General features: G+C 44.9%; 23 protein-coding genes. 13 read left to right on the top strand and 10 right to left on the bottom strand.

Annotated elements, in window-relative coordinates; genetic code table 11:
• Positions 1-32: 32 nt before the first annotated feature.
• A complete protein-coding gene (locus CUN85_RS05010; protein WP_135389240.1) occupies positions 33-248 on the bottom strand; it encodes a heavy-metal-associated domain-containing protein in 216 nt (71 codons plus the stop codon).
• 113 nt (positions 249-361) lie between these two features.
• Positions 362-1,387, bottom strand: a complete 1,026-nt coding sequence (locus tag CUN85_RS05005) for a restriction endonuclease (RefSeq protein ID WP_135389239.1) — start codon at positions 1,385-1,387, stop codon at positions 362-364.
• A 477-nt stretch (positions 1,388-1,864) separates the two neighbouring features.
• Here CUN85_RS05005 and trxA point away from each other — a divergent pair, with 477 nt between their 5' ends.
• Together trxA and CUN85_RS04995 are read left to right on the top strand one after the other, a co-directional pair.
• On the top strand, positions 1,865-2,257 hold the full coding sequence (trxA, locus tag CUN85_RS05000) for a thioredoxin (RefSeq protein ID WP_135389238.1): 393 nt from the start codon (positions 1,865-1,867) through the stop codon (positions 2,255-2,257).
• A 3-nt stretch (positions 2,258-2,260) separates the two neighbouring features.
• Complete coding sequence (locus CUN85_RS04995) at positions 2,261-3,694, top strand: methanogenesis marker 14 protein (RefSeq protein ID WP_135389237.1); 1,434 nt, start codon at positions 2,261-2,263, stop codon at positions 3,692-3,694.
• Positions 3,695-4,082: 388 nt separating this feature from the next.
• On the opposite strand, the gene polX is transcribed toward CUN85_RS04995, so the two are convergent.
• Positions 4,083-5,807 carry a DNA polymerase/3'-5' exonuclease PolX gene (gene polX / locus CUN85_RS04990; RefSeq protein ID WP_135389236.1) on the bottom strand — a complete coding sequence of 575 codons (1,725 nt, stop codon included), beginning with the start codon at positions 5,805-5,807 and terminating at the stop codon, positions 4,083-4,085.
• A 29-nt stretch (positions 5,808-5,836) separates the two neighbouring features.
• The gene (locus CUN85_RS04985; RefSeq protein ID WP_135389235.1) at positions 5,837-6,511 is read right to left on the bottom strand and encodes a DUF166 domain-containing protein; all 675 of its coding nucleotides are present in this window, start codon (positions 6,509-6,511) and stop codon (positions 5,837-5,839) included.
• Positions 6,512-6,608: 97 nt separating this feature from the next.
• Here CUN85_RS04985 and CUN85_RS13505 point away from each other — a divergent pair, with 97 nt between their 5' ends.
• From CUN85_RS13505 to CUN85_RS04975, 3 genes are all read left to right on the top strand, one after another.
• The gene (locus CUN85_RS13505) at positions 6,609-6,737 is read left to right on the top strand and encodes a hypothetical protein (protein WP_268921590.1); all 129 of its coding nucleotides are present in this window, start codon (positions 6,609-6,611) and stop codon (positions 6,735-6,737) included.
• Between the two features lie 51 nt (positions 6,738-6,788).
• A complete protein-coding gene (gene tmk, locus CUN85_RS04980; protein ID WP_135389234.1) occupies positions 6,789-7,394 on the top strand; it encodes a dTMP kinase in 606 nt (201 codons plus the stop codon).
• A gap of 179 nt (positions 7,395-7,573) precedes the next feature.
• Entirely contained in the window at positions 7,574-9,787 is a 2,214-nt protein-coding gene (locus tag CUN85_RS04975; protein ID WP_135389233.1) for a PAS domain S-box protein, read from the top strand.
• Between the two features lie 11 nt (positions 9,788-9,798).
• Here the strand turns inward: CUN85_RS04975 and CUN85_RS04970 are convergent, their stop codons facing one another.
• Together CUN85_RS04970 and CUN85_RS04965 are read right to left on the bottom strand one after the other, a co-directional pair.
• On the bottom strand, positions 9,799-10,032 hold the full coding sequence (locus tag CUN85_RS04970; protein ID WP_135389232.1) for a hypothetical protein: 234 nt from the start codon (positions 10,030-10,032) through the stop codon (positions 9,799-9,801).
• A gap of 37 nt (positions 10,033-10,069) precedes the next feature.
• A complete protein-coding gene (locus CUN85_RS04965) occupies positions 10,070-10,777 on the bottom strand; it encodes a HisA/HisF-related TIM barrel protein (protein ID WP_167848795.1) in 708 nt (235 codons plus the stop codon).
• A 45-nt stretch (positions 10,778-10,822) separates the two neighbouring features.
• Here CUN85_RS04965 and CUN85_RS04960 point away from each other — a divergent pair, with 45 nt between their 5' ends.
• A complete protein-coding gene (locus CUN85_RS04960; protein WP_135389230.1) occupies positions 10,823-11,521 on the top strand; it encodes a (5-formylfuran-3-yl)methyl phosphate synthase in 699 nt (232 codons plus the stop codon).
• Positions 11,522-11,626: 105 nt separating this feature from the next.
• A complete protein-coding gene (locus tag CUN85_RS04955) occupies positions 11,627-13,867 on the top strand; it encodes a CDC48 family AAA ATPase (RefSeq protein ID WP_135389229.1) in 2,241 nt (746 codons plus the stop codon).
• Between the two features lie 37 nt (positions 13,868-13,904).
• On the opposite strand, the gene CUN85_RS04950 is transcribed toward CUN85_RS04955, so the two are convergent.
• Positions 13,905-15,983, bottom strand: a complete 2,079-nt coding sequence (locus CUN85_RS04950) for a methyl-accepting chemotaxis protein (protein WP_235856202.1) — start codon at positions 15,981-15,983, stop codon at positions 13,905-13,907.
• A 455-nt stretch (positions 15,984-16,438) separates the two neighbouring features.
• Between CUN85_RS04950 and CUN85_RS04945 the strand changes: the two genes are divergently transcribed.
• The gene (locus CUN85_RS04945; protein ID WP_135389227.1) at positions 16,439-17,149 is read left to right on the top strand and encodes an RNA ligase partner protein; all 711 of its coding nucleotides are present in this window, start codon (positions 16,439-16,441) and stop codon (positions 17,147-17,149) included.
• Positions 17,150-17,222: 73 nt separating this feature from the next.
• Positions 17,223-18,437: a methionine adenosyltransferase gene (locus CUN85_RS04940; protein WP_135389226.1), complete on the top strand. Its 1,215-nt coding sequence runs from the start codon at positions 17,223-17,225 to the stop codon at positions 18,435-18,437.
• Here CUN85_RS04940 and CUN85_RS04935 read toward each other — a convergent pair whose 3' ends face one another.
• The 3 genes from CUN85_RS04935 to CUN85_RS04925 all read right to left on the bottom strand — a co-directional run bounded on the left by CUN85_RS04935 (position 18,438) and on the right by CUN85_RS04925 (position 21,138).
• Positions 18,438-19,289 (bottom strand): geranylgeranylglycerol-phosphate geranylgeranyltransferase, encoded by an 852-nt coding sequence (locus CUN85_RS04935; RefSeq protein WP_135389225.1) that lies wholly within the window; start codon positions 19,287-19,289, stop codon positions 18,438-18,440.
• Between the two features lie 13 nt (positions 19,290-19,302).
• Positions 19,303-20,223, bottom strand: coding sequence for a quinolinate synthase NadA (nadA, locus tag CUN85_RS04930; RefSeq protein ID WP_135389224.1), 921 nt, complete (start codon positions 20,221-20,223; stop codon positions 19,303-19,305).
• A 99-nt stretch (positions 20,224-20,322) separates the two neighbouring features.
• Positions 20,323-21,138: an aspartate dehydrogenase gene (locus CUN85_RS04925; RefSeq protein ID WP_135389223.1), complete on the bottom strand. Its 816-nt coding sequence runs from the start codon at positions 21,136-21,138 to the stop codon at positions 20,323-20,325.
• 129 nt (positions 21,139-21,267) lie between these two features.
• Here CUN85_RS04925 and nadC point away from each other — a divergent pair, with 129 nt between their 5' ends.
• The 4 genes from nadC to CUN85_RS04905 all read left to right on the top strand — a co-directional run bounded on the left by nadC (position 21,268) and on the right by CUN85_RS04905 (position 25,521).
• The gene (gene nadC / locus CUN85_RS04920; RefSeq protein ID WP_135389222.1) at positions 21,268-22,092 is read left to right on the top strand and encodes a carboxylating nicotinate-nucleotide diphosphorylase; all 825 of its coding nucleotides are present in this window, start codon (positions 21,268-21,270) and stop codon (positions 22,090-22,092) included.
• A gap of 181 nt (positions 22,093-22,273) precedes the next feature.
• Positions 22,274-23,491: a DUF11 domain-containing protein gene (locus CUN85_RS04915; RefSeq protein ID WP_167848794.1), complete on the top strand. Its 1,218-nt coding sequence runs from the start codon at positions 22,274-22,276 to the stop codon at positions 23,489-23,491.
• Between the two features lie 74 nt (positions 23,492-23,565).
• Positions 23,566-24,672, top strand: coding sequence for a cell division protein FtsZ (locus tag CUN85_RS04910; protein ID WP_135389220.1), 1,107 nt, complete (start codon positions 23,566-23,568; stop codon positions 24,670-24,672).
• 153 nt (positions 24,673-24,825) lie between these two features.
• Positions 24,826-25,521, top strand: a complete 696-nt coding sequence (locus CUN85_RS04905; protein WP_135389219.1) for an ABC transporter ATP-binding protein — start codon at positions 24,826-24,828, stop codon at positions 25,519-25,521.
• Positions 25,522-25,526 lie beyond the last annotated feature (5 nt).

The raw sequence follows: 25,526 nt of genomic DNA, 5'->3' as shown, positions 1-25,526 counted from the left end.
TTCAAAAAGATCCTGGAATTGCGAACTACCGTCTACTGGATAACATCGTATCCAGCATTTGAAATAGCTGACTTTATTACTGTAATGTTCGTAACAGTCGGGTCATAAACGACTCTGGCCTGTTTCTCTCCCAGATCAACAGTAACGTCCTGAACCCCTTCTACAGACCTTATGGCCTTATCCACTGTTGCCTGGCAATGTCCGCAACTCATTCCTTCTATTCTGATACTTTCCTCTGTAACTGTCATATTGAAACTCCCTTTTTCCACTATTTATATTTCTATCTTAGAGTGTTTGTATTGAAGTAGTTTTTTACAGTTAATATTTGCATTTAACGCCGTTTATCAGATGTAGAATAATATCAGCTTACCCTGACCATTTGCTCTGTCTCTTCCTTCCATCTGGGTATATCCTCCACTTCCAGGAAATGTTTCTTCATAGCATTCATACCATTAGATGATTCTGAGATTGCAAGTCTGTCTTTTTTGAGAAAACCTCCTTCAATCTCTATCCCCACGATCTTAGAGAGCACAATATTATTCATGACACCGCTTTCAATATCAAGCTGTACCAGTCTCTTGCTGGTCAGGATTGTCATGGATGAGTTCCTTCTGGAGGACATGATGAGGTGCTCCCCCCGGACATACTCCGGTCTTAAGTTATCAAGGATCTCTGCGATCCTGTCTTTCCTTTTTGATGACAATGGGTAAACTGTAAGCTGTTTCTGGCCTGCTATCAGGAACATATGCTGTTTTTCCACGTGTATGCCGATTATATCCCTTACCTGTATACGCAGTTCGACATTCTCTTTTCTTGAGAGGACGCCATTATTCTCTTTTTTGAAAAAAATGTTCTTGTTTGTGATCATTATTGTGAACCTTTCTTTTCCAAGATTCACCGGCTCTGCAGCAAGGGTATCTTCTCCTCTTCTGAGGACTGTTGATGTACTACTGGACCTACTCTCCTTTTCAGATATTTGCGTGATCTGCGGTCCTTCACTAACCTCTGGCAGGTAATGGTTAAGCATTTCGGCAAGCAGATTCCCATCTATTAGCTTTACATTGTGTTCAGCAGCTTCTTCCTGCGCTTCTCTGGTAAAATGAGATGTAGTTACAATGATCACACCGTCAACATGGTCTCTGTAACGTAGACTGCTGTATTCCCGTACAGCTTTCACTCCCACGGGATCTGTGTATCTTTTAGCCTGCACTATCCATGTATGCGAGAGCCCGAAATGTTCTATCCTGATGAGAAGGTCTATTCCCCTGTCGTGGGAGAACTTTGTTTCCTCTACTATATACTCCATCTTGCGGAAAAGTTGTGCAAGTAGCTTTTCGAACTCATATGGGTCTGTTTCCTGAAGTTGTCCGGGTGACCATCTTTCCATGTATCATTCATCCATTGTATAGCTTAGTCAGTAATCCGGGCAGGAGGTACATGATTTTACTCCGGTTGTGCTTGGCTTTACTGTCCGTTGCATCCATGTGCCACAGGTGATACATTCATGGCATGATATGGTTCTTTCTGTATTCAAGTTCTGTTTTTGGTCCTTGCCTGACATTCTATCACTCATCAAAGAACTCTGCTTATCATGTATTATTGATTGTCTTACTAATTATTATTGTGTAGACATTTATACATATACGTTTCTATTTTTATAGTATCTTTCAATAAATGCAGTTGTACCTTTCGGTAGTGTATGATTATTGAACAACCTTGCAAAAGGTTAAATGTATTGAAGATTAATGTACCAGAAAAGATTTGAAAAATATATCATTAAATATATCATTAAATATTTATCAGACCACAGTCACATACATAATATGTGCAGCTGCAGTTTGTATTATTTCATACGGTGGCCATCATGGATGAATTGGAATCTATCAGAAAAAAGAAAATGGAAGAACTACAAAGAACACTTCAGGAGCGTCAGTTCCCAGCAACAGTTATCACTCTGAATGATAGTGATCTTGAGCGGTACGTGTCTCAATATCCTCTGATGGTTGTGGATTGCTGGGCACAATGGTGTGGCCCCTGCCGTACGCTTTCCCCAATCATCGATCAACTTGCCGGTGAACTCCAGGGTAAAGTTGTCTTCGGTAAACTCAATGTTGATGAGAATAAAGCGACTGCTGTCAATTTCGGTATAAGCAGCATACCTTCCATGCTTGTTTTCAAACAAGGCAAGCTGGTCGACCGGATAATTGGCGCAGTTCCAAGACAGAGGATAATAGAAAAACTTCAACCTTTTATGTGAGGTTTGCATATGAAACCCCGAATCGCAGAAAGTCCTTCCGTACGCTTTATTGATCTGAAGTCCAAGCCCTATTTCATTGTCGCTTCGGTGGAAGTGGGTAACACAACCACCAAATGCATTCTGACCGCCACGAACCTTGAGGATGGCAAAACAAGGCTTGTAACAAAAATCGTTAGCATGACAAGGGATGTTCGTTCCCCCAAAGAAGAAGAAGAAGAGGTATTCGGCAGAACGCTTAATGGTGTGGAACTCACAAGACAGTCTGTGGCCGAGCTTGTGCGGGACACATTAGTAAGTGCTGTGAAAAAAGCAAAGCTTGATATCAGGGAAGATATACATTTTGTTGTAAGGTCCACCGGAGTGGTTGCAGGTTTCGATACGCCTGATGAGGTTGGTGAATTCATAAAGGCACTGGCCGATGGATGTCTGCTGGCAGGTGTGCCGCCAAACCGCATGACACCTCCAATGTCGTTATCCAATATTCCCGAAAAGTTCCGCAAATTCAGCAAGCTCGAAAACGTTGTATTCGACGGCGCAGTGGCAAGTGTTACGCCACCAACAGGCTCAACAGGTGTGGAGATCGTCGCAAACGAAATGGAGGGTGAGCTGGCAACTGCGGGTATCAAGGAAGGTGCAAAATGGGTGGATGTGGATTTCCGTAATCCCTGTATATCCATGGATTTTGGTACTACCCTCGATGGCAGGATAATCGGGCCGGACCTTCCGTATGCAAAGACTATAGGGAACTTCTGTGGTTATGCGGGAGCAATTCCCGATGCCATTATACAGGGAACCAGCCTGGTCGATTCAAAAAAAGGCACTGCTCTTGATGTGGCCGATAATGTATCTCTTGGTACACTCTCCCTTGCACTCAAATCTAAGACCATTAAGGAATATGCAGACCGGATAAATAAATACATCCTTATCGAAAAGGTTCCGAAGGGTCGGAAAAGGTACGGCAGTGTACCTGTCAATTCCGAAGCTGCAGATGAGATCGGGGTTGTCCTCATTGGTTGCGATGTTGGGAACAATGGCACTGATATGGATAAGCTTTCCGGGATCGGAGCTGAGATATATGAGAAATATGGTCTCAAGCTGCTCTTTGCAGTGATCGACGTGGTCATGGCAAAGGTGGTCCAGCGCCTCGTGAAGGTTGCACAGGATGAGGGTATAATGTTTGAAGACACTGCCATCGGCATTACGGGGAGGGCGGGAATTACCGGGAACAAGCCAAAGCTGATCCTGAAATACCTGCATGAACTAGGTATCAATAGCAAGATCGAAGAAAACGTGGTTTTCGTGGATGACGGCCTTGCACGTGGAGCTGCGGTCATGGCGAGGTGCATGAATTCCCTTGGTACCACATTCAATCCCCTGGGCGGTCACAGGGGTGGAAAATGCATACTCGGGCAACGTATGAAACTGCAAAAAAGGTAAGCAATCCAAAGATGGATAACTGGCAGGATACATCCTGCCATTATAACCAAGAATCCTGGAAAGGACCCTGTTATGTTATTATCAGAACCTGTTCCTTTTTTCCTGCCTTCTCTTTTCTTTCTGGAACTCAATCTCGTGCTTTTTCATTGCTCTTGCATGTCTGTTTGCCTTCGAATTTCTCACAATTGCACCTCTTATGGATTACGAAAGGAACAAGTGTTCAACCACTCACAGGTAAAAACATTCAAAATTCACAATACTGATTCTCTTTCAGTCTCAACCCCATAATGTTTATCAGAAGTATTTTAGCACAATAATAATTTAAACTTTTTGATTTAACAATCCGTGCAAAATGCGAAATCAGAAAAAAGTAAGCTTCAGGTTTTTTTCACCGGATTCCTAACAAGGAACTGATTTCTTTTAATTTCCTGGTATTTACAACATCCTGCGGTTCGACCCATGCGCGACGGGCTACATCGATGCCGTATCTGATATTGTTGAAATTGTCCAGCTTATGCGTATCGGTGCTTATTGCCAGTTTGATCCCGAGGTTCTTTGCTATTCTTGCATTTATGTCGTTAAGATCCAGTCGTGCAGGGGACGAGTTAATCTCAAGTATCTTATCGTTGTCAAGGGCTGTCTGGAACACTTTCTCCATGTCGACATCGTAAGCTCCCCTTTTTCCGAACTTCCTTCCCGTGGGATGGGCAAGGATATCGACATGTTCGTTCTCAAGTGCCGTAACTATGCGTTTAGTCATTGTTTTTCTGTCCTGCTCCAGGGCCGCATGTACCGCGACTATAACAATATCAAGGCTTTCCAGCACTTCATTACTATAGTCGAGTTTACCGTTGGACCTGATGTCACACTCAGTACCTGAAAGAAGTCTGATCCCTTCTATTTTCTCATTTACCCTGTCAACATCTCTTGCATGCTCGAGTAATTTCTTATCCGAAAGGCCGCTGGCTATAGCTGTGGAATGGGAATGGTCTGTGATGGCTACATACTCATATCCTTTTTCAAGAGCAGCTACGGCAAGTTCTTCAATGCTATTTTTCCCGTCACTCCAGTTTGAATGGACATGGAGATCACCTTTTATGTCCTTCATGTCGATAAGCCCGGGAAGTGCCTTTTCCATGCCTGCCTCGATCTCCCCTCTGTCTTCCCGGAGTTCCGGCACCGGGTAGCCAAGACCGAGGAAATCGTATACTTCCTTCTCGCTTTCACATGTTTTCAGGGTATTTGTCTCAGTATCGGCGAATCCATACTCGCTGAGGCGGTAACCTTTACTGAGTGCCAGTTTGCGCAGGTGTACATTATGTTCCTTTGAACCGGTGAAGTGTTGCAGCGACGGGCCGAAAGATCCCTTTGGAATGATGCGCAGGTCAACACGGATCATTCCTTTATAGATTATAGAAATCAGGCTCTCTCCTTTTTCTATGACATCGGTCACGCTCTTAAGGTCCAAGAAGGCATCTGCTGCAGCTTGCGGATCATCTGAAAGCGCAAGAAGATCGATATTCTTTACTGTTTCCTTTCTTCTCCTGAGACTTCCTGCAGCAATAATCTCTCTTATATATGGGCAGGTATTCAGTTGTTCCTTTATCTGGTCCGCTATAGGGCTTGCAACAGCCAGGGGTGTCCTTCCGCTGTCGCTGCTTTTAAGATGACGTTGCACGGATCGAATTATCTTTTCCTCCTGCCGTGGTCCCATGCGTGCGAGCCTGCGTATGCGATGCTCTTCTGCAGCTCTTACAAGTTCCTCAATGGAACCTATGTCGAGCTTCTCATGGAACAGTTTTGCTGTTTTTGGACCGATGCCGGGAATGTCCATAATGTCAAGTACGCCTGGAGGGATCTCTGCTATCGTTTCTTCATATGCCTCAAATGTACCTTTGGTAAGTATCTCAATCACCTTATCTCTGATTGCTTCTCCTACGCCGGGTATTTCTGAGATACGGCCCTTTTCATACAGACTACTGAGATCCTCGTCAAGTACTTTGATATTCCTTGCAGCTCTTTGGTATGCTTTTATCTTGTAAGGGTTCTCTCCCTTGAATTCCAGCAGTGATGCCATCCTGTTGAGAAACGCTGCAACTTTAGTATTATTCATTGTAACAGGTCCCAATGGATCATTGTGTTTCAGGAATCTTTAGCTCTTTGTGCTCTGATGGCTTCCTCTACTGTCTCTTTGTGTATGTCGGCAGACTTATGGATGCCTCCAAGCGTGCCTCTGGCAGCCCTGCAGGGGTACTGCTGTATAAGCAGGCCTGCTCTTGAGGGAGCCTCCTCTATTTTTGTTCCGATCAGTTTCTCAGCCATGTGCCAGGTGCTCCCACAGGGTGCGCCGCGTATAACACGGACCGCAGATATCCGGTTTCCATCTGTGTCGATCTCAAGCACCGGTCTTGCAAGTTTTGATGTAAAATCTGATATTGCCGGATTGTCTGAAAGGGTACAGCATATTTCTTCAATTTCGATATACATTCCATATTGCTTTGCGATCTGGTCCAGTTCGATTACCGGAGCCTTGGCAGCACCTCCTGGAACTATCAGTGACCTGACACCCTCTTTCCCTGCTTTTTGTGCGATTGCCATGGTAAGGTCGGGGTGCAGGGAGTATGTGATAAGGATGTCTGATCTGAAGACAGTGTTCTCCAGATCGATCTCTTCCAGAAATACCTCTGGCTCATCAATAAAATCGGGAATAGATTCCGGCAGGGCTGCGGAAACAACATCAAGTCCGGTTCTTGAAACGATGGTCCCGATAAGCCTTTTGCCATACTTTCCTCTGGTAATGACTCCGATTGTGCTCATGAAAATCTCTTCCCTGGGAAAGGAATGTTCTATTTACTTAATATGCCTTGGCATTGATTTTTATATTAATACTGTATACTTTATTTGAGGAGAAACAATGGACGGACACGATTCTTCTAAAGTATATTTCAGATGCAATGTTTGCGAATACACATTCCAGGAAAATCCGGATATGTTCCCTATAAAATGTTTCCAGTGCAGTTCAGAGGATGTCTCACGTTTCTAGGCAGTATTTGTACAAATATGCTAAATATCATATTCTCTTTTTTATTACCGCATGTCAGCTAAAGGAAAGCTCATAACTCTGGAAGGTATCGACGGTTCAGGTAAATCTACAATAGCAAGGCGCCTGTCTTCACATCCGGGATTCTCTGATTTCGTGTTTACCCGTGAACCCACAGGAAGCTGGATTGGTGAGGCTGTTGACCATGCTATTCACTCGGATACGGATCATCTGGCAGAACTGTTGCTTTTTGCCGCGGACCATGCGGAACATATATCAAAGTTGATCAGGCCTTCACTCGAAAGTGGCAGGAATATTGTCTCAGACCGTTACTCTGCCAGCCGTTATGCATATCAGGGAATGACTCTTTCAGGCAGGTTCGATGATCCTTTAGGATGGGTCCGGGATATGCACAGGGGATGGACAATAGAGCCCGACCTTACAATACTATTCGATGTGGACCCCGAGACAGCAGTTGCAAGATGTGGGAGCAGGGGAGACAAGACCAAATTCGAGAAGATAGGTTTCCTGACAGGTGTGCGAGAGAATTATCTGCGTCTTGCAGAAGAGTCTTCTGAGTCTTTTATAATAATAAATGCCGGGAAAAGCATGGATGATAATGAAGCAGAAGTCATCGATATTATCTCTTCCTTCTTATGATATTCATTTGTAAAAAAGATGCTGAATATCTTAGCTTTCTATCATTATTACGGTATATAGATGTATAAAAACATTCTTAATCTATCATCTATATATTATCAACAATTATAGTTATGGTCAACTATAATCTGTATGTTCATTCCGGGTGGGTCTGGGATATATTTGGGTGTGGCTAACAGATGATAGATTCTCATATTGTACAGAATGCTCCTGTGGGCATATTCGTTGTAGATAAAAATGACAATTTTACTGCCTTTAACAGGTCGATGGAGAATATCTACGGCCTTACGGCAGATGATGTGATTGGAAAGAAACTGCAGCATGTCATTGCTGAGCATAATATTGAATGGGAGACTGATCTCTGGGACATCTTTCTTGAAGCCAGGGCTTCCCTCCGCCAGTCTGCCTTTCAAAATACCGTGTCCGCTCTAAAAAAGCAACTGGGGAATCTGACCGTATCTTTTGTTCCGCTGATGGATGAGCTGGGAGCTTATGATGGCATGATAGGTTATGTGGAGGATACCGGTGAGTGCATTTCCAGGGAAAAGGATATTTTAGATGGAATATCTGATGCGGGGAAGCAGGCATCCATCTATCATAATATTCCCATAATGATCTTCAGGTGGTCCGCTGAAAAAGGATGGCCTGTTCGCTTCGTATCTGATAATATATCCCAGCTGGGCTATACAAAAGAAGAATTCGAATCGGGAGATATCAGGTACATAGACATAGTTCATCCCGATGACAGGGAAATGCTGCTTGAAGATGTTGATAGATTTGAAAGAACTGATCCGGTCTATTTCTCAGGGGACTACAGGCTTTTAAGCAGGTCGGGGGATATCATCTGGGTCAATGAGCTCTCTTTGCTCAAAAAACAAAAAGATGTCTCATTCAGGTATGATGGCATAGTTATTGATATTACGAAAAGGAAAAAAGCGGAGACCTGTCTGAGAGAGGAGCGTGACCGTCTCGAGAAGATAACTTCCGGAATGGGGATCGGCCTGGCTATTATATCCAGGGACTTTCGCACCCTGTGGGTTAATGAAGTGGCAAGGAACTTGTTTGGTGATGTCGGGGATAAACTCTGCTATGAAGTTTACAACAACATGCCGGCTATATGTGAGAAATGTGCTGTCAAAGCAGTTTTTAAAAATGGTCTTGAAAGGGTAGTGAGTGAACAATATTGTACTGACAGGAACGGCAACCCTCTCTGGTCAGAGATAATTGCGACCCCTATCAGGGATAATGATGGGAGTGTAACCGCTGTCATGGAAGTGATAGTGCCTGTAACTGAGCGAAAATTGAGGGAAGTCGAACTTAATGAGAGCAAGGCAAGGGTCGAAAGTATATTGCGTTCGGCTCCGGTCGGTATAGGTGTTATCAGAAACAGTATGCTTGAAGATGTCAATGACAGGTGTTGTGAGATACTTGGTTATTCCAGGGAAGAACTCATCGGCCAGAGCACACGGATTTTTTTTGATATGGGCAATGTACACAACTGTGTGGAAGATGCCCTGAAGTCCGGAATAAAAAAGTATGGGGTGGGAACCATGGATACCCACGCAAAGCGGAAGGATGGGCTCATCATAGATCTTTTGATCAGCGCTACTCCTTTGTATCCTGACAATCCTGCAAAAGGTATCAGTTTCACAATAATGGATATAACAGAAACTAAAAGGAATGATGAGGAGCTTAAAAGGCGCACAATGGAGCTGGAACAACTTAATCGTCTGAAGGATCTGTTCTCAGATATTATTCGCCACGACCTCTTAAATCCGGCAGGCACCATTAAAGGTTATACCGAGATACTGGAAGAGATCGAAGACAACGAAGATAAACTTCACCTGTTGCGGTTGATACAGCAAAGCAATAAAAGGCTTATTGACCTGATTGAAAACGCTTCAAAGTACGAGAAACTGAATTCCATTGATGAGATAGACTATTCTGACAATGACCTGGTCGAGATCTTCAGGGGAGTTATTCCGGAATTCGAACAATCCTTGAAAGAAAAGGATATAAATGTGACTTTATCTTCTGAAGGACCCTGTGTCTATGCTGTGAATCCTCTTGTGAGTGAAGTATTTGCAAATCTGCTTTCTAATGCTATAAAATACAGTCCCGAGGGTGATAACATAAACGTTGTTTTTAACAAGAGCAGTGATGCCTGTAAGGTAACAGTAGGCGATCATGGGGATGGTATACCGGATGAGAACAAGTTATTTGTTTTCAATCGTTTCAAACGTCTTGATAAGAAAGGTGTTAAGGGCACAGGTCTTGGACTTGCAATCGTAAAACGTATTATGGAATTGCACAACGGCAATTACGGGGTCGAGGACAATCCGGAAGGAAAAGGCAGCGTTTTTTGGGTCACATTCAAAAAACCCTCTATGTGACCCGGGTCCGTTCAAAGCTCGTTCTTATCAGCAAACTGGATAAGTGCTTCGCCAAGTGAGCGTGCATATTTGGGATTCAGGTTAAAGCGCCCTTTTTTCTGCCCGCTTCTCTCTTTTGCTATCTCAATATATTCATTCTCATACCGTTCGCTTGAGGCAAGGGTTATTGTCAGGAACCAGCCGGCTCCCATCTTAATCTCTGCGTATCCTTCACCAATTTCAATATTATCTTCATTCTCTGCCATAGTTACACCATAATTAGTTACCCATAATTAAGTACTATCATTGTACCAGTTTCAGGGGAATTGATCCATTGTGAAGTGCTGTTGCCACAATGGCTCCTTTAAGACCGATCTTCTCGAGTGTCTCGATGTCTTCTGTATTGCGGACTCCTCCGCCAAGAAGCACACTATGATTTGACATGGAAACTATTTTACTTAAGAATTGTGAATCCACGCCGCTTGATGTGCCAACTCTGTCAAGGTCCAGTATAATAATGTCCTGCAGATCGAATTCGTTAAGCATCTCTACAATTTCAAAGGGATCGCTTGGCATATCGGGGTCTTTGCTGAGTATCTTGCCATGTTTCTTATCAATACTCACAACAACACGCCCGGGGTGTGCCGCAGCTACTTCCCGGATAGTGTCAAAAGATGCTGTTTCAGTTCCCAGGACAACAGTCTGCGCTATTTCCAGTATATCATATGTTTCGGAAAGTGAGGTTATGCCTGGGTCGATCATTGTCTTTGACTTGCGGGCAACCTGCTCAATTATCTCAAAGTTCTTTTCTCTTTTACCGATACCTTCAAGCAGATTCAGATCGGCAATGTAAACTTCCTGTGGTTTTATGGTTCTGACTATCTTGATAGGATCCGAACTGTCGCATATACTGCTGGAGTAATGGATAGGTTTGTATTCATGCCTGTTCCCACCCTGTGCGTGCACAACTGTCCGGTTAAAAATGTCAAGAACTAAAAGGATACGAAACATATTTAATTCATACATCTGTCATGCTATAAAAAAGAGGTTTATACTATGAAACTACTCGTCAGTCCCATTAGCCCTGAAGAGGCAATCGCAGCACACCAAGGTGGTGCTGACATAATTGATGTGAAAAATCCGAAAGAAGGTTCATTGGGCGCCAATTTTCCATGGGTTATCAAGTCTGTGAAAGAAGCTATAGATTCCCGCAAACCTATAAGTGCAACTATCGGGGACTTTAATTATAAGCCAGGCACCGCCTCTCTTGCGGCCCTTGGTGCTGCCGTTGCCGGTGCACAGTATATCAAGGTAGGGCTCTATGATGTACAGACCGAGGAGCAGGCACTTGACATGCTCACCAGTATAACAAGGGCTGTCAAGGATATGGATCCCGGCAAGAAGGTAGTGGCATCCGGCTATTCCGACTACAAGAGAATCAATTCAATATCCCCTCAACTGCTTCCGGCAATCGGCGCGCGGGCAGGTGTTGACGTTGTGATGCTTGATACTGGTATAAAGGACGGACGTTCCACATTCGAGTTCATGACTGAGGAAGAACTGACCATGTTCACAGATGCCATCCGTGATCAGGGTCTTCTGTCCGCACTTGCAGGCACCCTGAAATTCGAGGACCTCCCTATGCTCAAACGTATCAAGCCTGATATAATCGGCGTGCGCGGTATGGTATGCGGAGGCGACAGGGCGTCCTGTATCAAGGAAGAACTGGTTGCCAGATTAAAAAAAGAGATGTGAGCTGATTTTAGCTCAGATCTTTTTAATATCCGGTATGCTTTTCTATATCTGTCTGACCATTAACGTTTTAGCGGATGCTTTATACTTTTACCGTGGTGATTCAAGTTGACCGAGGAGATTACCGTAAGTGTGGGACAGGCCTATCCTCGTGATGTCGGAAGAGGCATTGCGAGGCTTGATAAGGACCTGATGCAGAGTATTGGTGTCATCAGCGGCGATATCGTTGAGATCGGGAACAAGGAGAAATGCTATGCCATAGTCTGGCCGGGATATCTTGATGATGCAGGCAAGGACATTATCAGAATAGACGGAAATCTCCGCAATAATGCAAAAGTGGGTATAGATGACAGGGCTACCGTCAGGAAGGTTGCAGCAACAGAAGCGGAAAGAATCGTGCTGGCACCCACAAGGGAAACCCGCCTGGTGGGGGGTGCGCGTTTTATTCTTAGGATACTGGAGGGCCGTCCCATCACAAAGGGTCAGAGCATCCGGGTTGAGGCCGTTAATAATCCTATCTCTTTTGTCGTGCTGTCAACAAAACCCTCCGGTCCTGTGATAGTCAGCAGGAACACGCAGATACAGCTCAGGGAAAGTACGGTTGTGCAGGAAAGTGTTGCAGGCCAGATAACTTATGAGGATATAGGTGGGCTCAAGAGGGAACTGGGACTCGTGAGGGAGATGATCGAACTGCCCCTGAAACATCCCGAATTGTTCGAGAAGCTTTCCATTGACCCTCCAAAAGGTGTGCTCCTGTTCGGTCCTCCCGGCACCGGGAAGACTTTGATAGCAAGAGCCGTTGCAAGTGAGACAGATGCCAATTTTACTTCAGTGAGCGGTCCGGAGATAGTGTCAAAGTACTACGGGGAAAGTGAACAGAAACTGCGGGAGATATTCGAGGACGCTGAAAAGAACGCTCCTTCAATAGTATTTATAGATGAGATCGATTCAATAGCTCCAAAGCGTGATGAGGTTGTCGGGGAGATGGAACGCAGGGTGGTCGCACAACTGCTCTCACTGATGGATGGGCTTGCCTCAAGGGGCAAGGTTATAGTTATAGGCGCAACCAACCGTCCGAATTCCATTGACGAGGCTCTGCGGCGGGGAGGACGTTTTGACAGAGAGATAGAAGTTGGTATCCCGGATGCGGAGGGTAGACTGCAGATACTCTTTGTCCATACCCGTGGCATGCCGCTTGAGCAAGGGCTGGCCCTTGAGGAGATTGCAGGGGTAACACATGGATTTGTGGGTGCTGACGTTTCTTCTCTGTGCAAGGAAGCTGCAATGCATGCACTCAGGCGTTTGCTTCCTGAACTGAAGATCGATGATGTGGAGGATGAGATCCCTCCTGAGTTCATGGAAAAACTGATCGTTACCAGAAAAGATTTCGATGATGCGCTAAAGAACATTGAACCTTCTGCCATGCGTGAGGTCTTCGTGGAGGTCCCGTCTGTGAAATGGGATGACATAGGCGGGCTGGAGAATGCCAAGCAGGAACTGGCCGAAGCTGTGGAATGGCCGCTGAAATTTCCCGAACTTTTCGATGCCGTGGGCACAAGACCGCCAAGAGGGATTATGCTCTTTGGCCCCCCCGGAACAGGTAAGACAATGCTTGCAAAGGCTGTGGCCACTGAGAGTGAGGCAAATTTCATCAGCATCAAGGGTCCCGAACTTCTCAGCAAGTATATCGGAGAGTCCGAACGCGCTGTGCGTGAAACCTTCCGTAAGGCAAAACAAGCAGCTCCTACGGTGATATTCTTTGATGAGATCGATGCTATGGCCTCGGAGCGTGGCTCGAGCACAGACGCTCATGCAAGCGAGCGGGTGGTGAGCCAGATACTCACCGAGATCGATGGTGTGGAAGAGCTCAAGGACGTGGTCATAGTGGCAGCAACCAACCGCCCGGATATAGTAGACCCTGCCCTGTTGCGTCCTGGTCGCTTCGACAGGCTGATATACGTGCGTCCGCCTGACAAAAAGGGCAGGGAAAAGATATTCAGGATACACCTCAGCAATAAGCCTCTTGCAGATGATGTTAATGTCCGTGAGCTTTCAGAAATGACAGACAGTTATGTAGGTTCTGATATAGAAGCTATCTGCCGTGAGGCTTCAATGCTTGCCCTGCGTGAGGTAGTTACTCCCGGAGTCAGCCGGGAGGAAATAAAAACCAGAATAAAAGGCATAAAGGTCACTTCCGAACATTTCCGAAAGGCGACAAAGCGTGTTAAACCTACTACTTCCCGTTCAGCCATGAGTTTCTATGAACAGGCATCCGGGTCCTTCGCACGGTATGCGGCCAATGAAGAGGAAAAGGTAATGGATGTGGATGAGGGAACGGGTTACCAATAATCTTTATCTCTAAAATAAAATAATGAAAGGGACTTTCTCATAGTCCCTTCACATTCTTCAGTGCCAGCGGTGAATCCGGCTGCATTTCAAGTTCTTCCTGGGATAGTACGAACTTCTCTACCATTTCCTGCATTGTCGCTGCCATTCCCGCAAGTTCCTGGGAGTTTTGAGCAAGTTCCTGCATGGAAGCGCTCTGCTGTTCCACGGCTGCGGATGTTTCCTCGGTCCCGGATGCAGCGTCCTGGGATATGGAGGCAACCTCGTCCATGGAAGCTGTGATCTCTTCAATGGATGCGGATTGTTCCTGGGCTGCAGCTGCTATGTTCTGAGCCATTGTGGCTACTCTGCTGCTTTCCTCTACGATGCCCAGTACCGCTTCCACAGTAGATTTAAGAGATGTGACGCCGGATTCGACGGTCTCTGTACCTTTTTCCATTGAACCGACAGCGACACTTGTACTGGACTGTATCTCAAGGATAAGTTCTGAGATTTGGCTGGCAGCATTGCCTGAATTTTCCGCAAGTTTGCGAACCTCATCTGCAACAACAGCAAATCCACGGCCATGTTCTCCTGCCCTTGCTGCTTCGATCGCAGCATTGAGTGCAAGCAGGTTGGTCTGGTCAGCAATGTTTGTTATAAGACTGACAATTTCTTCTATCTGCTTTGATTTGGCATCAAGCTCCCGGATAGCCACTGCGGAACCATCAGTCGACTGCTTGATATCATTCATCTGATGTAACATGTCTTCTGACTGTTTGCCGACGTTTCTGATTATATCACTTGTGGAAGTGGCCGATTCCGCTGCTTTTTGCGCATTGCTGGCAATCTCCTGGACGTTATTGGTCATATCGGCCATGGCCCTTGCAACTTCCTCTGTCTTAAAAGACTGGTTGTGAGCTCCCGTGGAGATACTGTTCACATTCTGAGATATCTGGCTGGTAGCGGCTGTTATCTGTTCGATGGATGCAGACATCTCCTCGGATGTTACTGCAACATTGCGGGCGTTAGTGCTCACAGAACTTATAATGTCCGTAAGTGATATCATTATGTCGTTCAGACCTCTTGGAATAGCCTCAAAATCGATTCCTACATTGGTGTTTGCCCTGGTGTCGAGCTTTCCCATGAGTGCATCACTGGATATCTGCTTGAAATCAGAAACGATATTATTTATTGGCTTTGTAATAGATCTGGCGATAATGAAGGCGATTCCTGCCATGGCGATTATTCCGATAATAGATATGAGTATTAGCTGATCTCTGAGAGCCATTGCATCTGCCAGTATCTCCTCTTCGGGAATCATCAGGACGAAGCCGAAATTGGCGGTTTCCACAGGATGATAAACCATGTTGACCTTTTTACCGGTTGTTGGATCGATAACTCCCTCGATGTGTCCGGTAACACCTTTTCTGATGTCTGCTGCCATCTGATTCATTTTCGGATCATTGAAGTCGGTAAGGGACTGTGTACCTATCCATTCCTTTTCAGTAGGATGTGACATAAACACTCCGGAATTACTGACCATAAATGCGTAACCTGTATCAAAAACAGTTACCCGGGACACTTCATCATCGATATAATCCAGAGCAACATCCACGCCTGCTATTCCGGCAAATTCCCTGTTCCTGATGATTGGCGATACGTAGCTGACCATCATAACCCCGTCATACATAAAAGGCTCCAGGATAACATTTTCTTTCAGGGATTTAGGTAACTGGTAGTAATCGTCGGTCTCATATCCTGCAAGCGGGTCAAGAGCGACAGTACCTCCTATTCTGCTCCAGTAGGGGATGAATCTCCCTGTGGTGTCATGTCCTTCAGAGTTTGCAAAAGCTGCATCGTTATCATCAAAGGCCCCGGCTTCGTATCCTACATAGGTGCCCAGCAATGCGGGATTCTCTTCAAGCATATTTTTAAGGATGGCATTCACCTCATCCCTGTCATTACTCCTGTAATTTTCCATAGTATTTGCAAGAGTCTCTGCGAGCAGTTTGTTCGAATAGATATCACTGTCGTATTTGTAGGCATAACTTTGAGCCATACTTTCGGTCTGGGCTTTTGCTGATTCCAGTTCTTGGTCAGTTACCTTGTCTACGATCACATATGTGCTGACCGCCATCAATAAAGTGATGCTGACCACAATGTATAAAAGCAGTTTATTTTTGATACTGAAGTTTTGAAAATTCATAATTATCCCTGATTATTACACTATTGAAGTTGTAGTATTTTTTACGGAAGAGTATCATCCGATTTTTCTATATAAAAGTTACTATATTTCAAATGAATTAATAACTGTCTGTTTTGCTTTTTTATTATGGTAATGGATAAATATATATAGAGGTAAATTTTATCATGTGCAATCACTTTATATACTAGTGCTAATACTTCGAAAATATTCGCAAGGGATGAAAGATCAATTACAGATCTTGTATTTTCATTTGAGGCTTCTTTCCTGCCGTCTCAGAATTGATCTAAAATAAAACTAGCAAAAATACTTTAACCCCGACGCACACATTAATGTGTATATCACTTGACAGATCTGATTAAGGACTGGTGTCGGGTAAGAGGAATTGCATGTTGAGACAGCGTTTTGTTCTGGATACTACTGCATTGACAGACCTGTATGCCAGGGAGAAGATGGGGATTGAGAGCATGTGTGACGGGATGCGTAAGATCCTGGAGCTGATAGCTTCCGCACGGATGCAGCTTGGGATCAGTTGCTATGTACCCTTCCCTTCAGTGTACAATGAACTGCGGGAATTCGCACAGAACAATGTGTGTGATCAGGATGTTATCGCAAAGATAGATACATGGCTAGTAAAGAAGGCTCCTGACCGGTATAATGTGCAAATACCTTCCAAGGTTTTCCATGAATATGTATCCTATATGCGGGAGCGCATCAACAAAGGAATGACAATTGCGGAAGAGACAATATGGAACTCATCTACCGAGTGCCTTTTTATAACTACCAAGGCTGATAACAAGAAGGACATTGATGCGGATACCGAGAGAAGGGTCATAGGCGGACATATCGGCAAATTCCGGAACAAATATCGCTCAACCATGCGCTATGGTATACTCGACAGCGCACCCGACATCGATGTGCTTATTCTCGCAAAGGAGCTTGAAGCTGCGGTTGTTGCAAGTGATTTCGGTATACAGAAATGGGCTGAGGAACTTGGGGTACGCTTCGTTCCTGCAAGCACTTTTCCAATGATACTGAAGGAGTATCTGGAACATGCCTCTATGGCAAACATCCTTCATGTGGAGGATCCGGAAGTTTAAACATTCTTATAGTACTACAATGTCAAATAAGATTACAGCCAAAATGCATGTAGGGGTACATGGGGGTATATCTTTGAGAAATATAACAGTAGAAGAATTCAAATCATCCTGTGCAGCAGCACAGCAGCTTGAGATTGTCGAAAGAAAAGGACTGGGTCATCCTGACAGTATTTGTGATGCAATAATGGACAATATATCTGTGAGACTGTCCGGTGAATATCTTCAGGAGTTCGGGGAGATCCTCCACCACAATGTCGACAAATGTCTGCTTGTGGCGGGGGAAGTTACAGGTATTTTCGGAGGGGGGATGGTGACGCAGCCTATGCTGCTGGTCATTGGTGACCGTGCTACATTCTCGGCAGATGGAAAGGACATTGATGTCTGCAGCATGGCGATAGACACAGCAACCAGATGGTTCGATGAGAATTTGCGTTTCGTTGAGCCTGAGTACGTGGATTATCAGGTGGAGCTGAAACCAGGTTCTGCTGAACTGACAGATATTTTCAGAAGAAAAGGTGAAGTGCTTGGTGCCAATGATAGCTCTGCTGCAGTGGGATATGCTCCTCTATCCTTCACAGAGAGTATGGTACTGGATACGGAAAAATACCTGAACTCCCCTGACTTCAAGGAACAATACCCTGAATCCGGGGAGGATATTAAGGTCATGGGTGTGAGAAAGGGCAATGATTTTGATATGACAGTGGCCATGCCGGTGGTTGATCGTTTTCTGGAGTCCGAAGAGCACTACTTCCGTATGAAGAACAACCTTACAGATGCTATTGACAGTTTCATTTCCGGTTATGTAGAAGAAAAAGGAGTGTCAATGAATACCACTTTCTCACTTAACAACCTTGATATGCCGGGCCGCGGCATGAACGGAATATATACCACTGTCACGGGCACATCGGCAGAGGATGCGGATTGTGGACAGGTGGGCCGTGGGAACCGGGTGAACGGTATTATCCCATTGAACAGGCCGGTAAGCAGCGAAGCGGCAGCCGGAAAGAATCCTGTGAGTCATGTAGGAAAGATATACAATATTCTCTCGCATCGTATAGCTGACAGGATATACAACAACGTACCTGATGTGGAAGAAGCCTATGTATGGCTCCTGAGTGACATCGGTGTCCCAATTGACAAACCGAAGGTGGCTGCAGCACAGCTCATCATGAAAAAGGGTACGGTGGAGTCAGTACAGGACGAGGTTACTGAAGTCATAGATAAGGAGCTGGAAAATATAGGCGAGTTCACCATGGAACTTGCAAGGGGCATGATATCCCTTTATTGATCAGGCACCTGCAAGGAATGCTATCAGGGCAAATGTCATTGCCAGTTTGAACATGTGGGATGACCTTTGAGGATCATCTTTGCCCAGGATCTCATATACCGCGATCACAAACAGCAGATCGGCAACAGCCACAAGGGCGAGGTACCTGACACTCATCAGGGACTGTAAGTATGGCAGAGGACTTGCCAGCACAGCGACAAGGCTGATCAGGGCTGCAAAAGCGGCAGCTTTTTTTGGCCCGATCACGATGGGGAGTGTACGCGCACCGTCCTTGAAGTCGCCCTCAATATCTTCAATGTCCTTTACTATCTCTCTGGCAAGAGTTGCCAGGGTGGCAAGCAGGAAAAGCACGAAAACACTTTCAATTCCTCCTCTTTCAAAGAATACCGCTCCTCCGAAAAGGAAAGCGGAGCCTGTGAGGTAACCAACCGCCAGGTTACCAAGAAATGCAGTGCGTTTGAGTGTCCTTGCGTAGTAAATAAGAAGCAGAGAATTGAAAAAGGCGATAGCACCACATGCCGGATTGATCAAAAGTGCAGACCATGTTCCGGATATGAATAGCGCCAATGAGAAATAGAGGGCGCCGGAAGGGCTTATACTGCCGGATGGTATTGGTCTGTCTGGTTTGTTGATCCTGTCTATTTCCACATCGAAGTAATCATTGATGGCATTTCCTGCACCGGTTATCATGAATACTGTGAAAAATACCATAAACGATCCATATAAAGGAAAGGGAATAATTCCCTGGGAGTTGGATAAGAGAATGTTGTAGGCGATGAACACGCCGATGGTTGCGGCTATCGCAGCCATGAGGCAATTCCCTGATCGTATCAACTTAAGATATGCCTTCATGTTCTTTAAGGGTCTACCTGTTTCTTTTTACAGCAAGCATCCTGTCCAGGGCGAGTTTTGCTCTCACTCGTACCTCTTCGGGAACAGTGATGACATATTGCATCCTCTCAAGAGAAAGCAGTAAAGCATCAAGGTCTATGGCCTTCATCTCGGGACAGACAGCGAACTCCGATGCGTAATAGAATCTCTTTTCGGGATTATCTTTTTCCAGTCTGTGAAGTATGCCTCTCTCAGTGGCAATGATAAATTCCATGCAAGTGCTTTTCCTGGCGTAGTTCAGCATTCCTGTGGTGCTGAAGACACTGTCCGAGATCTCAAGGACATCCCTGCGGCACTCCGGGTGTGCAAGTACTTCCGCTTCAGGGTGTGCTTGCTTGACGCGTAGGATATCACTGACGAGTATCTGATTGTGCGTAGGACAGTAGCCTTCCCAGGGAATTATCCTTTTCGTGCTGTTGCGGGCCACATAATCAGCAAGGTTCTTGTCAGGTACAAAAAGTATCTCCTCTTCATCAAGCGAGTTGACAACTTCAACCGCATTTGCCGAAGTGCAGCAGATATCACTTTCTGCTTTGACCTCTGCGGTCGAATTAACATAACAGACAACAGCTGCATCAGGATACTTTTTCTTTTCGGTTCGTAATGCTTCTGCAGTTATCATGGATGCCATGGGACATCCTGCATGGATCTCAGGTAGTAACACGGTTTTGTGGGGACTCAGTATGGCTGCACTTTCTGCCATGAAATGAACACCGCAGAACACTATGACATCCGCATCCTGTTCCACTGCCTGCTGGCTGAGCCCCAGGGAATCTCCTGTAAAATCGGCTATGTCCTGGATCTCACCCCTTTCATAATTATGAGCCAGTATCACAGCATTTTTCCCTGTCTTAATATCTTCTATTTTTTCAATAGTTGTATGTAGGTCCTGCATTGGATCACCGATTAATTATTATTTTCCTGGAAGCTGCTTGCAGTGTCTCAGCTGGTAATCCGGCTTATTTCCCGGATAGCCTGAAGTATAATTGTTCTTTTATGTCCCTATCTGGAAAGGATTCGATATCATCCTGAGTGTGGCGATTGCAGACAGTGGTGCGAGGTAACTGCTTCTGGGGTTTGTGGGTGAAGGTATGTTCTCGATCCTTGTTGTAAATTCTCCGAAGGCACCTTCCACTGTAATCTCATGGATGTTGCGCGTCAGTGCCGGATTTGCAACTATTCTTACTCTCGTCTTCTCAAAACCGATGCCTGCAAGACTCAAAGTTGCTGCCACGTTCACATTGGCAGGAAAAGCCCGGACTGCTTCGCTTGCGGATCCTTCGAACAGCACAGTTTTACAATTTATCTTATCAAGTTCGATATTGTTCCTGTCAACAAAGGGTGCACCTGCAAGTCCTCCCGGAGGTTTTTGTGTTGTCAGTGTCACAGAATGTATCTTTTCAACAGATGCCGATTTAATCCCGTCAAGACCGACGATGGCACCCGATGGCATATATACCTTGCAGTTATTGTTCCTGGCCAGGTTTTCTATGGTCTTGCGCAGTTTCTCATCGGCAAAGGCCCCTACGCTCATGATCATTACATCGCAATGTGCCAGAAGGGCAACAGGTATCACTTCATATACTGCTTCCTGTGAGGCGCATTCTACCAGAAGGTCTATTTGTTTGGACATGTCCATTATGTCCAGTGTATCCGGTCTGCAACTATTAAGGGAACTTTTCAGCTTTTCAACATCTTCTACATTCCTGTCGTAGATAGCAACAAGTTCTGCCTCAATTATCCCGTTATCTATTGCTTTGCATATAGCTGTTCCAATGGTTCCGCAGCCTATTACTCCTATTCTAAGCATTCTGCTCTCCCGGAATTACACTGTCGATTGTCATTTTTATTACTGCTTATATTGATTGCTTAAGTAGGTTTTCCTTAACACATTAAAAGCATATAAATCTCTTGAAGGCAATTATTGCGCGGTGAAAGGATGCTGATATCTGATATCGAACATTATCTTCAGGAGGATCTCGGATTCAATGATGTCTCCTGTACTCTGGTTCCTGACATGGAAGTTCATGCTGTGATTTTTGCGAAAGAGGACTGTACTCTTGCAGGGCTTGATATTGCCAGATCCTTTTTTGATTATCTCGGAATAAATGCCGAAACAGAATATGATCAAGGAAATACCATCAGAGAGGGGGATGTGATCTTTTCTCTCCGGGGCAGCTCTGTATCGATACTCAGGGCGGAGCGTGTGGTACTGAATTTTCTGGGACATCTTTGCGGAATTGCAACACTTACCCGCAAATGTGTGAATATCGTCAGGAACTTCTCGGATGCAAAGATCGCATGCACAAGAAAGACCACCCCTGGAATACGTGAGCATGAGAAGATGGCGGTCATTGCAGGGGGTGGCGATCCTCACCGGTTCAACCTGTCGGATGCTGTCATGATAAAAGATAATCATATAAAAATGATGGGCATCGAGTCTGCGGTCGGATCTGCACGAAAAAGGGCAAGTTTCACCCAGAAGATAGAGGTGGAAGTGGAGTCCACTGAAGATGCATTGCTGGCTGCAAGACTTGGAGCGGATATCATTATGCTTGACAATATGGATCCCGGTACTGTAATAGAAACAATGGCAGCCCTGAAAAAAGCATCTGTGCCTGAAAATATTGTCATTGAGGTTTCAGGCGGAATCGGGCCTGAGAATCTGGAAGAGTATGCTAAAACGGGTGTTCACGTAATATCCATGGGTTCTCTCATCCACCAGGCTCGCTGGGTGGACATCAGCCTTGAATTTCTCTCTTAAAACAGATGCTACATGTAGAAAATGTTGATATCTTCATAATCATAAGGTTTATATTAAACACCATATATCTATCTCATCAAGCAAATAACAGTTAGATAATAAACTACATTAAACTACATCTGAGGGAAAAATGGTCCATTTTGGAAAAACTCTGACATTAGCATCACTGTTTCTGTTCTTAATGTTGATATCAGTTGGTGGTGCCTCCGGCAAAATACTGTACAACGACACTATAGAACAGGGCGACGGTTTCCAGATAAATGATTATGTTATAGATGTGGCCGAAGTATTTCCTGGACAGGATTCTGTGATCATTCAGGTATATGAGGGTGACACCAAGGATCCCAAGTATGATAAACTCATTTCGGTTGGCGGTTCGTATAAGTTCAAAATAGAAGGCGAGGATGTTGAGATAACTGCTATATCCGTACACTCAGGTGTGGTTCCCCGGGCAAAACTGGCCATTACAATTACAGATGATGATTTCATCAATAGCAAAACACTAGGTGTCGTAAACGGTGGTCACAGTGAAGCTGAATTATCCAGTACTCCGGTATTAGCCATATCCAAGTCAGTTGATAAAAGCAATATTAATGTTGGAGACATTATCCGTGTAACTGTAACCGTTGAAAATACGGGCGATGGCGATGCGCATGATGTTATTTTTTCAGATCCGAATCAAGAAAGGTTCATATTAATTGATGATATTCTTGGTTCACCTGGCAGAATTGATGTCTCGACCAGTGATGCGGTTAAGAAAATATATGTCTATGATTTGAAAGCTACGGAAGCAGGAACGTTTTCATTAAATCCTACAACTGCCATTTTCACTAACTCAGTAGGAGATTCTTTTCCCCAGGCTTCTTCAAACAGACCTGCCGTTACAGTCTCTGGCTCGTCTTTAATGAAGAATGCCACCCTCGATGTTACAATGGAGGTTGACAGGTACACCATTGACAGGAACAAGGATCTCCAGGGAACCGTCAGGATCAAGAACACGGGTAATGCTCCTGCAAGTGCTGTAACGGTAGGGATAATCGTTCCGGAAGGACTTGAATATGTTAGTGGTGATTCGGGTATAGAAGAAATATCGGGAGTTCCCACCATATACATGGAATCCTTCGGAGTACAACAGGAAAAAGAGATCATTTTCAAGCTAAAGGCCGCTGAAGAAGGGACCTATACACTTTCCGCAGATAGTTCTTATCTCTTTAGCAATGGGGTGGACTCGGAGATGCAGGAGGTCAGCTCATCAACTGTGACAAAGAGTGTCTATGTCACAAAAGGGAAATACGACCACCTTTTCGAGCAGCCGATCTATGTTTATCTTATCCCTTTACTTTTGATCGGAGTGATAGCGAGCTGGGTGTACCACAGACACAAACAATATAAGTTCTGATGGGGCTAACGGTAAAAGATTAACTTTATATTGTATAAAATTCATCATATTTAATTCAGATCAGGAGGACTCACTTGCTCAATATACTCATCATCGGAAACGGTCAGTGTGGAAACCGTATACTTGATGCTATCAACAGGGAGGCTTTTGGTAAAAAGAGCCGATTTGCCAAGTTCTACTCCCAACAAAAATACAAAAGCAATGTTCAGACAATTGCTATCAACACTGCGATAAACGACCTTAAGGAGATGAAATTCACAAAGGCGAAGGACAGGATCCATATCCCGCACCTGCATGGGGTCGGTGCCAACAGGAATGTGGGTAAACATGTTTTTGAGGATAACAAAGCCAACATTCTGAAACAGGTCGAGGAAAGGGGGAATTTCGACGTTGCTTTTATTCTTACTTCTGCATCCGGAGGTACCGGTTCATCGTTTACCCCTCTGCTTGTGAAAGAGTTCAAACAGAAGTTCGATTTCCCTGTTTACGCCCTTGTAGTCCTGCCCTTCAGGGAAGAAGGTACTCTTTATCTGCAGAATGCCGCTTTCTGTCTGAGGGACATACGCGAGAGTGGTGCGGATGGTATCATTCTTGCCGATAACCAGTTCCTCAAACAAATGGGAGGGAATGTCGAATCTGCCTATAACGGTATCAATGATATGATAGCAAGGCGTCTTCTGTTCCTGATGGATGCTCTGGACAGTGAAATGATGATGGTCACTGATCTTGGTGATTTCAAGACTGTCATGAGTGGAGGTGCGGGGCTGGCAACTATAGGTTTCTATGAAGCGGATTCTGAAATGCCTATTAAAAATGCCATCCGTGAGTCTCTCTCGCCTTCCGGGCTGCTGTTCTCAACAAATGTTTATGAGGAAGCAAGCAGGTCCATGGTCATCATCAAAGGTGACCGGAAATACCTGAGTATAGACGACATCTCATCAGAAGTGGAAAAACTATCGAGTTCCGTAGGTCACGTTTTCAAGGGTATTATCGTGCGGAACGAAGAACTTCCTCAGGTGCTTACTGTGCTAACGCTAGAATCGGCATCCGAACTCGAGAACCTCTATTCCATAGCTGTGGATGCTATTAATTATGAGAAGCAGAAAAAAGACCGTGTGAACAACGATAAGGAAGTGGACCGTGCATTTTCACAGATAGATGGTATGGATCCATCTTATTGATTCCTTAATCTTTTTTCTGATCTGTTCTTCAAACTACTTTAATAATTTGTTATTGGACTATTTTAGTGATGTGTTCACTCTATCACATTAAAAAATCACATACATTGAAATAGTGTAAATTCAAACCTAGTCTAACAGATTCCTGTGATGGTCATGAACGCTGAATCAAATATCATTGAGGTCCGAAATCTCTCTAAAATATACTCGAATGGTGTGGAGGTACGTGCACTGGATGGCATAGACCTTGATATCATGAAGGGTGAGTTCCTGTCGATCATAGGACCTTCTGGTTCCGGGAAAAGCACTCTCCTGCATATGATCGGTATACTTGACACTCCCTCGGAAGGTAAGATCACAATAGACGGGCGTGTTATTACGGAAATGTCGGAAAAGGAACGATCAAAGGCACGCAACGAGATACTTGGCTTTGTGTTCCAGTACCATCATCTTTTACCTGATTTCTCCGCACTGGAGAACGTGATGATGCCTCTTCTGATCGCAGGAAAGAATAAAAAGGATGCAAAGAAGATAGCTTCAGATCTGCTTGATGATGTGGGGCTTGGTGACAGGATGGACCACCGTCCCAATCAGCTATCCGGAGGGCAGGCCCAGAGAGTTGCTGTTGCAAGGGCGCTTGCTAATGGTCCGGGCATTGTTATCGGGGATGAGCCAACCGGTAACCTCGATACAAAGTCAAGTGATATGATATATGAATTGCTCAGAAAACTCAACCGTGATAAAGGCCAGACTTTCATACTTGTGACCCATGATGAGAAAATGGCCAGGAAGACTGACCGCATAATCAGGCTTGTGGACGGAAAGGTATCCGAAGATAATAACATTGATTGATGGTG

The organism is Methanolobus halotolerans (assembly GCF_004745425.1).
In the GTDB taxonomy this organism is placed as follows: Archaea; Halobacteriota; Methanosarcinia; order Methanosarcinales; family Methanosarcinaceae; genus Methanolobus; species Methanolobus halotolerans.
The sequence above is the reverse complement of the archived record's forward strand: the minus strand, read 5'-3'. Positions and strand labels throughout refer to the sequence as shown.